This window comes from Rhodococcus sp. DMU1 (genome assembly GCF_012272955.1).
Classification (GTDB): domain Bacteria; phylum Actinomycetota; class Actinomycetes; order Mycobacteriales; family Mycobacteriaceae; genus Rhodococcus; species Rhodococcus aetherivorans.
The window spans coordinates 6,082,972-6,094,724 of the sequence record NZ_CP050952.1; the positions used below are offsets into that span (position 1 = coordinate 6,082,972).

Consider the following 11,753-nt stretch of genomic DNA (forward strand, 5'->3'; position numbering starts at 1 on the left):
AATGTATCGTTCACCTCCTCAGTCCGACGGAACGATACATTCGCTCGGTCAGCGGGCGGCATGGATGCGGACCTCGGTGGCCTTGACGACGAACCACATCGTCGCACCCGGTGCGAGCGCGAGATCGGCGGCCGCGGACGTGGTGACCTCGGCGGTGATTCCGGACTCGGCGGCCCGGACGAGGACGGTGGCACCGTGGACCTCGAGCTCGCCGACGACGACGGCGAACGAGTTGCGGGGGCTGCCGTGGGGTTCCCCGGGATAGACCGCGACGGCGGCGGGGGTGAACACCGCCACCGCCGAATTCCCTGGGGCACAGTCGTCGTCGAGCACACCGCGGACCCGGCCGACGGGGGTGTCGAGTCCGTCCGCGGTGACGGTGCCGGCGAGCAGGTTCAGGCCCGCGATGCGGGCCGCGAAGGCACTGCGCGGCCGGGACAGCACGTCGCGCACCGTGCCCTCCTCGACGATCCGGCCGTCGTCGAGCACCACGGCCCGGTCGGCGAGCGCCAGGGCATCGAGGGGGTCGTGGGTGACCACCAGCGCCGTGCGTCCCGGACCGCGCAGGACGGTGCGCAGCAGCGACCGCACGGCCGGGGCGGCCGTCACGTCGAGGGCGGCCATCGGTTCGTCGAGCAGCAACAAACGCGGGTCGGCCGCCAGCGCGCGGGCAATCGCGACGCGCTGGGCCTGCCCCCCGGAGAGCTGGTGCGGCCGGCGGTCGGCGAGCTCCGTCGCGTCGACGGCGGCGAGCTGCCGCAACGCCGCGGCGCGGGCGGCCGATCGGCCGCGGCCCGCGCTGCGGGGAGCGAAGGCGACGTTGTCGAGGACGCTCAGGTGCGGGAACAGCAGCGGCTGCTGCGCGAGCAGGGCCACCCCGCGACGGTGCGGCGGCACGGCCACGCCCGCCGCGGTGTCGGTGAGCACGCACCCGTCGAGTTCGATGCGACCGTCGTCGGGCTGCAGCAATCCGGCGATCACGTTCAGCAGCGTCGACTTGCCGGCGCCGTTGGGTCCCAGGACCGCGAGCACGCGGCCGGACTCCACGGCGACAGCCAGGTCGACGTCGCGGGACCCGACCCGGGCACGCAGCCGCAGGCCGGTCACAGTCCGCCCGCGATCCGCCGCCCCCGCGCGGCGACGACGATCACGAGGGCGGCCACGACGAGCAGCAGCGACAACGCCACCGCCGCGTCGGCGTCGGTCTCGCGCTGGAGATAGATCTCGAGCGGCAACGTGCGGGTGACACCCTGGAGGCTGCCGGCGAAGGTGAGGGTGGCCCCGAACTCGCCGAGGGCCCGCGCGAAGGCCAGCACGGTGCCGGACGCGAGGCCCGGCAGCACGAGCGGCAGGGTGACCCTGCGGAAGACGGTGGTGGGCGGCGCCCCGAGCGTCGCGGCGACCGCCTCGTACCGGGTGCCGGCGGTGCGCAGGGTGCCCTCGAGGCTCATCACCAGGAACGGCAGCGCGACGAACGTCTGCGCGAGGACAACTGCCGTGGTGGAGAACGCGATACGGATTCCGAGCAGCTCGAGGTGCTCGCCGATCAGTCCGCGGCGCCCGAAGGTGTACAACAGTGCGATCCCGCCGACCACGGGCGGCAGCACGAGCGGCAGCAGCACGAGCGAGCGCAGCACCGGAAGGAAACGCACCGTGCTGCGCGCGAGCACGGTCGCCATCGGCACGCCGAGCAGGACACACAGCACCGTGGCGGCCACCGCGGTGCGCAGGCTCAGCGTCAGGGCCTGCAGGGATGCCTCGGACGTCACCAGTTCCGGGAAGCGCCGCCAGTCGACGGCGAGGATCAGCGACAGCAGCGGCAGGGCGACGAACAGTCCGCCGACGATCGCGGGGACGTGGATCCACGTCGGCAGCCCGGCCGGTCGGACGCGCGTCACGGGGCCGCGAATCCCTTCTCGGCGAGGATCCGTCGTCCCTCGGGGCCGGTCACGTACGCGACGAACGCCGCCGCCGTCACGGGGTTCGCGCCCTCGGCGAGGACGGCGACGGGGTAGGTGTTGACGGCCGCCGCGGACTCGGGGAACGGCACGGCGGTCACGTCGTCGCCGGCGCGCAGAGCGTCGGTGACGTAGACGAGCCCGGCGTCGGCCTGCCCGGTGGCGACCTTGCCGAGCACGTCCGTCACCGAGGATTCCTCGCTGACCGGCTCGAGGGTGACGCCGGCGACGTCCTCGACGCGGGCGGCCGCGGCGCCGCACGGTACCTGCGGCGCACACACGACGACGTCGAGTCCGGGACGACTCAGATCCGCGAAAGTCTGCACGTCCTCTGGGTTTCCGGGTTCGGTGACGATGGTGAGGGTGTTGGCCGCGAAGTTCACGGGTTCGCCGGCCACGAGACCGGCATCGACGGCCCTGGTCATGTTCGCCGTGTCGGCGGAGGCGAAGACATCGGCGGGGGCACCCTGGGACAACCGCGCGACGAGGTCGGCCGAGCCGGCGAAGTCGAAAACAACATCCGTGCCAGGATTTTCGGCCTCGAACCGCACTTCGATCTCCCGGAACGGTACCTGCAGCGACGCGGCCGCGAACACGGTCAGCTCGCCGGTGACCGCCGTGGCGGGCGCAGGGTCGCCGTCACCACCGGAGCCACACGCGGCGAGCATCAGCGCCGAGAGCACGACGACGACTGCCTCCCGCCGTCTCACGACGCACCCGCCGGGGTTTCGACGATCACCGTCGTGGCCTTGACGACGGCCACCCCGAGGCTGCCCGGTTCGAGGCCGAGTTCACGGACGGCCTCGGTGCTCATCAGCGACACGACGCGGTGCGGGCCGCACTGCATCTCCACCTGCGCCATGACGGTGTCGGACACCACGCGGGTCACGATCCCGGCGAACCGGTTGCGGGCGGAGCTGCCCACGCCGAGCAGATCGGGTGCCTCGTCCGCCTGACGGCGGGCGAACTCGGCAAGGTCGGCCCCCTCGACGATCTTGCGGCCGGCCCCGTCCTTGCCGGCCGGCAGGGCGCCCTGGTCGATCCACCGCCGGACGGTGTCGTCGCTGACGCCGAGCAGCCGGGCGGCATCCTTGATGCGAATCTGCGTCACAAAACAGACACTACTTCCGCTTCTGCGGACCTATCAAGCGTACTGAAGCGAATTTGCGGATCAGTACACGTCGCGCACGTAGCGCTTCTCGGCGGCGAGCTGCTTGACGTACGTTTCGGCGTCCTCCTCGTCGAGCCTGCCGTGCACCTGCACCACCTCGCGCAGCGTCTCGTCGACGTCCTTGGCCATCCGGCTCGCGTCGCCGCACACGTAGAAGTGGGCACCGTCCTGCAACCACTTCCACAGCTGCGCCCCGTGCTCGCGCATCCGGTCCTGCACGTAGACCTTCTGCCGCTGGTCGCGGGAGAAGGCCAGGTCGAGCCGGGTGAGGAAGCCGTCGGCGTGCATCGCCTCGATCTCGTCCCGGTACAAGTAGTCGGTGGAGGACCGCTGATCGCCGAAGAACAGCCAGTTCCGGCCGGTGTGGCCCATCTCGCGGCGATCGTGCAGGAAGGCGCGGAACGGCGCGATGCCGGTGCCGGGACCGACCATGATCATCGGGGTGTCCGGCGTCCGGGGCGGCCGGAAGTGGGTGCTGCGCTGGACGAAGATGGGGATGTCGACGCCGTGACTGTGGTCGGCGAGGAAGCTCGAGCACACCCCGGCCCGGCCGATGCCCTCGTAGCTGTAACGCACCACCGAGACGGTCAGCTGCACCTCGCGGGGGTTGGTCCGCGGGCTCGACGAGATCGAGTACATACGGGGCTGCAGCCGCTTGAGCACGGGCAGCCACTCCTCGATCGGCGCCTTGAACGGATACGCCGAGATCACGTCCATCGCCTGTTTGCCCCACAACCACTGCTGCAGCTCGATCTTGTTACCCGGTCGCAGCAGCTTGGCCAGCTCCGCGCTCTGGGTCTGCTCGTGGACGAACCGCAGCAGCTCCGGGGTCACCCGAGCGATCTCGAGGTGCCGGGTGGCGGCCTCGCGCAGGGGAATGGTCGGCAGATCGGCGAATTCCACGGGTGTTTCCGGGTCGAGCGCGGTGACCTGCAGCCATTCGTCGACCGTCTCGGGTCCGTTGGTGGGCATCACGCCGAGCGCGTCTCCCGCCTCGTACACGAAGTCCGGGTCGTACAGCTCGAATCCGAACTGGCGCACGTCCTTCGACGACCCCGGTCCACTGAGCGGGACGTTCCGGGTCAGCCGGGTGACGAGCGGCACCTTCCGGCTGTAGGCGGGTTCGGGCTTCGCCGGGGGTCCCGGGGTGGGCGCGGCCGGTGCGGCACCGTCGGGACGCACGAGTTGTTCGACGACGGCGAGCCATTCGCCGGCCGGTTCGTCGTAGTCGGGCTCACAGTCCACCCGTTGCGTGAGCCGGGTGGCCCCGAGTTCGGCGAGCCGCTCGTCGATGCGGCGGCCGTGACCGCAGAAGTCGTCGTAGCTCGAGTCCCCGAACGCCAGCACGGCGTAGCGCGTGTCGGGAAGGCGGGGCGTGTCGTCACTGTTGAGGGCGTTCCAGAAGGCGGTGCCGTTGTCCGGGGCGTCGCCGTCGCCGAAGGTGCTGGTGATGACGAGCAGGTCGCGCACCCCGGTCAGCGCGGACACGTCGTAGTCGTCCATCCCGACCAGGGCGGCGGGCCGGCCCGCGGCGCGGAGGCGCTCGGCGCACATCCGGGCGAACTCCTCGGCGTTGCCGGTCTGCGACGCCCACGCCACCACCACCGGCGGCGCCCCGTCGGCCTCGTCGCGGTCCGGTGCGGCGTGCGCGAAGTGCCCCGCGAGCAGCCCGTCCACCCATGCCCGGGTGGCAGCCGGAAGGGGAGCCGACGCCGGGAGCACCGGCACACCCGCCTGTCCGGACTCCCGGAGTCCCGTGAGAAATCCAGTCAGATAACGCTTTTCGAGATCATCGAGCACGGGCGGCACGACGTCCCCCAGTCCGAGCGTCGAGGCGAGCCGGTCGGCCGGTGCACCCGACGCTTCGGGCCGGGCGGGCGTTGCCACCTTGGTCAGCGACACCGCGCACACCTTGAACTCCGGCTGCAGCGACGCGGGATCGACGGCGTCGTTGGTGACCGCGTTGACCGACAGGTACTCCCCGAACATGTCGTTCCAGTGGAACGGGGCGAAGCAGCATCCCGGCCGTACCCGGTCGGTGACCACGGCCGGCAGCACCGCCCGGCCCCGGCGGGACGCGACCTCCACCTGGTCACCGTCCGCGATCGAGAGTCGTTGCGCATCGCCGGGATTGATCTCGACGAAGGGTCCGGGGTTCAGCTTGTTGAGCTTGGCGACCTTCCCCGTCTTGGTAAGAGTGTGCCACTGGTGCTGGACGCGGCCGGTGCCGAGCACGACGGGGAAGTCGTCGTCGGGCATCTCGGCCGGCAGCATGTGTGGTCGGGGGTGGAACGCGGCCCTGCCGGTGGCGGTGGCGAACCGCAGCCGGGGGGCGGTGCCGTCCTCCGACCTCAGCAGGGTCTGGCTCACCCCGTCGTTGAGATAGCGGATCGGGTTCCGGTCGGTCGCGGCGTCCGGCGGGCACGGCCATTGCACGGGGGTCTCGCGCAACCGGTCGTACGTGATTCCGCGCAGGTCGTATCCGGTCCTGGGGTTCCAGAAGCGCGTGATCTCCTCGAAGATCTCCTCGGGGCAGGAGTAGGTGAACGCCTCGGCGTAGCCCATGGCGCAGGCGACGCGCGCGATGATCTGCCAGTCCGGCAGGGCCTGGCCGACCGGATCGATCGCCTGCTGCAGCAGCGTCAGGTTGCGCTCGGAGTTGACCATCACCGCCTCCGACTCCGCCCACAGCGCTCCCGGCAGCAGGACGTCTGCATACGCGGTGGTTTCGGTCTCGAGAAAGACGTCCTGCGCGACGACGAAATCGGCCTTCTCGAGAGCTTCGACGACGGTGCGTCGATTGGCCACGGAGGCAACCGGATTGGTGCAGATGATCCAGCAGGCCCGGATGGTGCCCGCGGCCATCTGCTCGAACATGTCGACGGTGCCCTTGCCGACCGTGGTGGGGATCGCGCCGGGCGGCAGCCCCCACTGCTGTTCGACGAAGGCCCGCTCGGCGTCGACGAGGACGGAGCGCTGCCCCGGCAGGCCGGGCCCCATGTAGCCCATCTCGCGGCCGCCCATGGCGTTGGGCTGGCCGGTGAGCGAGAACGGGCCGCTGCCGGTGCGGCAGATCGCGCCGGTGGCCAGATGCAGGTTGCAGATCGCGTTGGTGTTCCAGGTGCCGTGGGTGCTCTGGTTCAGGCCCATGGTCCAGCACGACATCCAGTCACCGGCCTCGCCGATCCACCGGGCGGCCGTGCGGATGTCCTCCTCGGCCAGTCCGGTGATCTCCGCGACGCGTGCGGGGGTGTAGTCGGCGAGGAACCCGGGCATGGCGTCCCAGCCCTCGGTGAATTCCGCCACGAACGCCCGGTCGACGTGCCCGTTCTCGACGATCAGGTGCAGCAGGCCGTTCAGCAGCGCCAGGTCGGTCCCCGGCGCGATCTGCAGGAACAGGTCCGCCTTCTCGGCGGTGGCCGTGCGGCGGGGGTCGACGACGACGAGCTTCGCACCGGCCTTGACCCGGTTCATCATCCTGAGGAAGAGGATGGGGTGGCAGTCGGCCATGTTCGCGCCGCTGACGAAGAACAGGTCCGCGTGGTCGAAGTCCTGGTAGGAGCCGGGCGGGCCGTCCGCGCCGAGCGACTGCTTGTAGCCGGTGCCGGCGCTGGCCATGCACAACCGCGAGTTGGACTCGACGTTGTTGGTGCCGACGAACCCCTTCGCGAGCTTGGTGATCAGGTACTGGGCTTCGAGGGACATCTGGCCGGAGACGTAGAAGGACAGGGCGTCGGGTCCGTGCTCGTCGAGCACCTCCCGCAACCGGCGGGCGGTCTCGGCGATCGCGGCGTCGACCTCCACGGGCACCGGCGCACCGCCGCGTTCGGCGCGACGGTACGCGCTCTCCATCCGCCCGCCGGCGGCCAGCATCTCGGCGCTGGTCGCCCCCTTCGTGCACAGGCGCCCGAGGTTGGTGGGGTGCTCCTTGTCGCCGTACGCGTCGAGCACCCGGCGGGCGCCGGTGGCGGGGTCGAGGCCGACCTCGAGCACCATGCCGCAGCCCACGCCGCAGTATGAGCAGGCGGTCTTGACCTTCGTGATCTCGCCCTGCATCGAACCGCTCCTCACCTGGGTCGGCCACGTTCCTCCGGCCAGGTCTCATGCTCCCGACACCGTGTTTCGTGGGCATTAACCGTGGTGAGTCCCCGGTGACATCTGGCTCACGATTCGCCGCGCGCGGCGGTGAGAGGGCCCGAACGGCCCGATCGGCGGCCCCCGGGCGCCGGAACGACGCACGGCACCCCGCGGGCTGTGTCAGCCGGCGGGATGCCGCACGAGGGGTGTGGATGATCGGCCCCGGGGGCCGATCATCGAGCGCTGCTCAGGCGAGGTCGAACCGGTCGAGGTTCATCACCTTGTTCCACGCAGAGACGAAGTCCTGCACGAACTTCTGCTGCGCGTCGGCGCTGCCGTAGACCTCGGCGATACCGCGCAGCTGCGAGTTCGAACCGAAGACGAGGTCGACGGCCGTGGCCGTCCACCTGACCTCGCCCGTGGCGCGATCACGACCCTCGTACACGTTCTCGGTCGACTCGGACACCTTCCACTCCGTGCGCATGTCGAGCAGGTTCACGAAGAAGTCGTTGGTCAGTGCCTCGGGCCGATCGGTGAACACGCCGTGGGCGGATTGCCCGAAGTTGGCGTTCAGGGCACGCATCCCGCCGACGAGAACCGTCATCTCCGGAGCGGTCAACGTCAACAGGTTCGCCCGGTCCAGCATCAGCCGCTCCGGCGGCAGCTTCTCGCCGGCGCGCAGGTAGTTGCGGAACCCGTCGGCCGCGGGTTCGAGCACGGCGAACGACTCCACATCGGTCTGTTCCTGCGAGGCATCGGTGCGGCCCGGCGTGAACGGGACCGTGATCTCGACGCCGGCGTTCTTCGCTGCCTGCTGGACGGCGGCGCAGCCGGCCAGGACGATCAGGTCCGCGAGCGAGACCTTCTTCGCAGACTGCGCGCCGTTGAAGTCCTGCTGGATCCGTTCGAGGGTCTGCAGCACCTCGGCCACCCGGCCCGGTTCGTTGATCTCCCAGTTCTTCTGCGGCTCGAGGCGGATGCGTGCCCCGTTGGCTCCGCCGCGCTTGTCGGTGCCGCGGAAGCTCGCCGCCGACGCCCACGCCGCGGCGACCAGCTGGGGGATGGACAGGCCCGATTCGAGGATCTTGCTCCCGAGGGCGGCGATGTCGTCCGCTCCGATCAGTTCGTGATCGACCGCGGGAACCGGGTCCTGCCACAGCTGCGGCTCGGGGACCCACGGTCCGAGGTAGCGCGCGACGGGTCCCATGTCGCGATGCAGCAGCTTGTACCAGGCCTTCGCGAATTCCTCCTCGAACTCCTTCGGGTTGTCCAGCCAGCGCCGGGTGATCGGTCCGTAGATCGGGTCGAGTCGCAAGGAGAGGTCCGTGGTCAGCATCACCGGCGAGTGCCGCTTCGACGGGTCGTGGGCGTCGGGGACGGCGTCGGCGCCGGCCCCGTCCTTCGGGATCCACTGCCACGCACCGGCGGGGCTCTTGGTCTTCTCCCACTCGTAGCCGTACAGGGTTTCCAGGAAGCTGTTGTCCCACTGCCGGGGGGTGGGCGTCCAGGCGCCCTCCAGACCGCTGGTGATCGCGTCCCCGCCCACGCCGGTGCCGAAGGAGTTCTTCCAGCCGAGACCCTGCTGCTCGATGGGAGCGGCCTCCGGCTCGGGACCGACGTGGTCGGCCGTGGCGGCGCCGTGGGTCTTGCCGATGCTGTGACCACCGGCGATGAGCGCCGCGGTCTCGACGTCGTTCATCGCCATCCGGCCGAACGTCTCCCGGATGTCCCGGGCCGCGGCGATCGGATCCGGGTTACCGTTGGGCCCTTCCGGATTCACGTAGATCAAGCCCATCTGCACGGCGCCGAACGGGCCGGACAGTTCCCTGTCGCCGGCGTAACGCTCATCCCCGAGCCACGTGTCCTCGGGTCCCCAGAACACCTCGTCGGGCTCCCAGATGTCCTCGCGTCCGAAGCCGAAACCGAACGTCTTGAACCCCATCGATTCGTAGGCGCAGTTGCCGGCGAAGATCAGCAGGTCCGCCCACGAGAGCTTCCGGCCGTACTTCTGCTTGATCGGCCAGAGCAGCCGCCGCGCCTTGTCGAGGCTCGCGTTGTCGGGCCAGCTGTTGAGGGGGGCGAAGCGCTGGGCGCCCTTGCCGCCGCCGCCCCGGCCGTCGGCGATGCGGTACGTGCCCGCGGCATGCCAGCTCATCCGGATGAAGAGCGGCCCGTAATGGCCGTAGTCGGCCGGCCACCACTCCTGCGACGTCGTCATCAACTCGAAGATGTCCTGTTTCAGGGCCTCGACGTCGAGGGTCGCGAACTCTTCGGCGTAGTTGTAGTCCGGGCCCATCGGATTGGAGAGGGGCGAGTGCTGGTGGAGAACCTGCAGGTCCAGCTGGTTCGGCCACCAGTCCCGGTTGGTCCTGGGCCGATGCGGCTTCGGCTCGGGGGACGGGATTACCGGATTTTCGCTTTCACTGTTGGACACGTCGGCCCTTCCTTCCGGGTTTCGGTGAATCGGACGGTGATCACGGATGTGATCGCGAAGCGTGTGCTGCCGAGCAGTCGGGGCACATGCCCCAGTAGATGACCTCGGCCTCGTCGACGAGGAAGCCGCTGTGGTCGGACGCGGTCAGGCAGGGCGCCTCGCCGACGGCACAGTCGACGTCGGCGATGGCCCCACAGGACCGGCAGACGAGGTGGTGGTGGTTGTCCCCGACACGCGACTCGTACCGGGCGACGGAACCGGACGGCTGGATCCGCCGCACCAGACCCGCACCGGTCAGGGCGTGCAGCACGTCGTACACGGTCTGCCGGGAAACCTCCGGCAGACCGGTGCGCACGGCTCCGAAGATCGTCTCCGTGTCGGCGTGCGGATGCTGGTTCACCGCCTCCAGCACCGCGATCCGGGGCCGGGTCACGCGCAGCTCCGCCGTACGCAACTGCTCCACGTAATCCCGCGTCGAGGGCACGTGGATACTATGACGCACTTTTCTGGAATGAGTCACGACTTTGGGTAACCGCAGCGTGATCAGAACTCGCGCGTGTGTTCGGTGGCGCGGGTGGCGGTCGCGCGGACCCTCACCCGTCCGGCTACCCGGCCGCTAGGGCTTCGGCTGCTGCGCCCACCACTTCAGCAACTCGGCCTCGGCCTCGTCGCGGTCGAGGGGACCACGGTCGAGCCGCAGCTCCTTGAGGAACTTCCAGGCCTGCCCGACCTGCGGGCCGGGTTTCAGGCCGAGCAGCTCCATGATGGCGTTGCCGTCGAGGTCGGGCCGCACCTTCGCCAGGTCCTCCTGCTCGGCGATCCGCTCGATGCGCGTCTCGAGATCGTCGTAGGTGGCCTGCAGCGCCGCGGCCCGGCGCTTGTTGCGGGTGGTGCAGTCCGCCCGGACCAGCTTGTGCAGCCGGGGCAGCAGGTCACCGGCGTCGTGCACGTAGCGCCGGACCGCCGAGTCCGTCCACTGGCCCTTGCCGTAGCCGTGGAACCGCAGGTGCAGGAACACGAGCTGACTGACGTCGTCGACCATCTGCTTGGAGTACTTCAGGGCCCGCATCCGTTTGCGGACCAGCTTGGCCCCGACGACCTCGTGGTGGTGGAAGCTGACGCCGCCGCCCGGCTCGTTGTGCTTCGTGGCGGGCTTGCCGATGTCGTGCAACAGGGCCGCCCAGCGCAGCACGAGATCGGGATCCCCGTCCTCGAGGTCGATGGCCTGCCTGAGCACGGTCAGCGAATGCCAATACACGTCCTTGTGCTGATGGTGCTCGTCGATCTCGAGCTTCATCGCCGGGATCTCCGGGATCACCCGCTCGGCGAGGCCGGTCTCGACCATGATGTCGATGCCCTCGATCGGGTAGGCACCGAGGATCAGCTTGTCGAGCTCGGCCTGCACCCGCTCGGCGCTGATCCGCAGGATCTCGTCGCCCATGGCCACGATCGCGTCGTGCACCCGCTCCGCCAGCCCGAACCCCAGCTGGGAGACGAACCGCGCCGCGCGCAGCATCCGCAGCGGATCGTCGTGGAACGACTCGCTCGGCATCGCGGGGGTGTCGATGACCCCGGCGAGCAGGGCGTCCATCCCGCCGAGCGGGTCGACGAAGTCCTCCGCGCCGGTCGGGCCGATCCGTACCGCCATGGCATTGACGGTGAAGTCGCGGCGGATCAGGTCGTCCTCGAGGCTGGTGCCGTACTCGACGATCGGGTGGCGGGTGACACGGTCGTACGCGTCGCTGCGGAACGTGGTGATCTCGATCTGCTCCGGGCCCTTGACCGCGCTGATCGTGCCGAAGTCGATGCCGGTGTCCCACTGGTGGTCAGCCCAGCCGCGCAGCAGCGCCTGCACCTGCTCGGGCCGCGCGTCGGTGGTGAAGTCCAGGTCGGTGCCGAGGCGACCGAGCACCGCATCGCGGACGCTCCCTCCCACCAGGTACAGCTCGTGACCGGCGGCGGTGAAGCGCTCACCGAGCGGGGCCAGGATGTCCGACAGCGCACGCAGCGTCGCGTCGGCGCCGGCGAGCAGTCGGGCGCGCCGCTCGGTGTCGGTGGAGGGAGAGTTCACGTCTTCGAACCTTACCGAGGTGGCCGAACGCGCAGTCGCGCG

General features: G+C 70.0%; 8 protein-coding genes. All 8 read right to left on the reverse strand.

Annotated features, from left to right (window positions below; translation table 11 throughout):
* Positions 1 to 48 precede the first annotated feature (48 nt).
* Complete coding sequence (locus HFP48_RS27890) at positions 49 to 1,107, reverse strand: ABC transporter ATP-binding protein (protein WP_029546782.1); 1,059 nt, start codon at positions 1,105 to 1,107, stop codon at positions 49 to 51.
* Positions 1,104 to 1,898 carry an ABC transporter permease gene (locus tag HFP48_RS27895; RefSeq protein WP_006934410.1) on the reverse strand — a complete coding sequence of 265 codons (795 nt, stop codon included), beginning with the start codon at positions 1,896 to 1,898 and terminating at the stop codon, positions 1,104 to 1,106. The genes HFP48_RS27890 and HFP48_RS27895 overlap by 4 nt, the downstream gene beginning before the upstream one ends.
* Positions 1,895 to 2,626 (reverse strand): molybdate ABC transporter substrate-binding protein, encoded by a 732-nt coding sequence (gene modA / locus HFP48_RS27900; protein WP_051359276.1) that lies wholly within the window; start codon positions 2,624 to 2,626, stop codon positions 1,895 to 1,897. Before modA ends, HFP48_RS27895 begins: the two co-directional genes overlap by 4 nt.
* 38 nt (positions 2,627 to 2,664) lie before the next feature.
* Positions 2,665 to 3,069, reverse strand: coding sequence for a TOBE domain-containing protein (locus tag HFP48_RS27905; protein ID WP_006934412.1), 405 nt, complete (start codon positions 3,067 to 3,069; stop codon positions 2,665 to 2,667).
* A 60-nt stretch (positions 3,070 to 3,129) separates the two neighbouring features.
* The gene (locus HFP48_RS27910) at positions 3,130 to 7,185 is read right to left on the reverse strand and encodes a bifunctional nitrate reductase/sulfite reductase flavoprotein subunit alpha (RefSeq protein ID WP_168580474.1); all 4,056 of its coding nucleotides are present in this window, start codon (positions 7,183 to 7,185) and stop codon (positions 3,130 to 3,132) included.
* 268 nt (positions 7,186 to 7,453) lie between these two features.
* The gene (gene katG, locus HFP48_RS27915) at positions 7,454 to 9,640 is read right to left on the reverse strand and encodes a catalase/peroxidase HPI (RefSeq protein WP_168580475.1); all 2,187 of its coding nucleotides are present in this window, start codon (positions 9,638 to 9,640) and stop codon (positions 7,454 to 7,456) included.
* A gap of 40 nt (positions 9,641 to 9,680) precedes the next feature.
* Positions 9,681 to 10,124: a Fur family transcriptional regulator gene (locus HFP48_RS27920; RefSeq protein WP_029546787.1), complete on the reverse strand. Its 444-nt coding sequence runs from the start codon at positions 10,122 to 10,124 to the stop codon at positions 9,681 to 9,683.
* A 132-nt stretch (positions 10,125 to 10,256) separates the two neighbouring features.
* A complete protein-coding gene (locus tag HFP48_RS27925; protein ID WP_029546788.1) occupies positions 10,257 to 11,711 on the reverse strand; it encodes a CCA tRNA nucleotidyltransferase in 1,455 nt (484 codons plus the stop codon).
* Between the last annotated feature and the right edge of the window lie 42 nt (positions 11,712 to 11,753).

Coding starts and splice junctions, on each gene's coding strand:
- HFP48_RS27910 (WP_168580474.1), bottom strand. CDS start 7,185: ATGCAGGGCGAGATCACGAAGGTCAAGACCGCCTGCTCATACTGCGGC.
- modA (WP_051359276.1), bottom strand. CDS start 2,626: ATGCTCGCCGCGTGTGGCTCCGGTGGTGACGGCGACCCTGCGCCCGCC.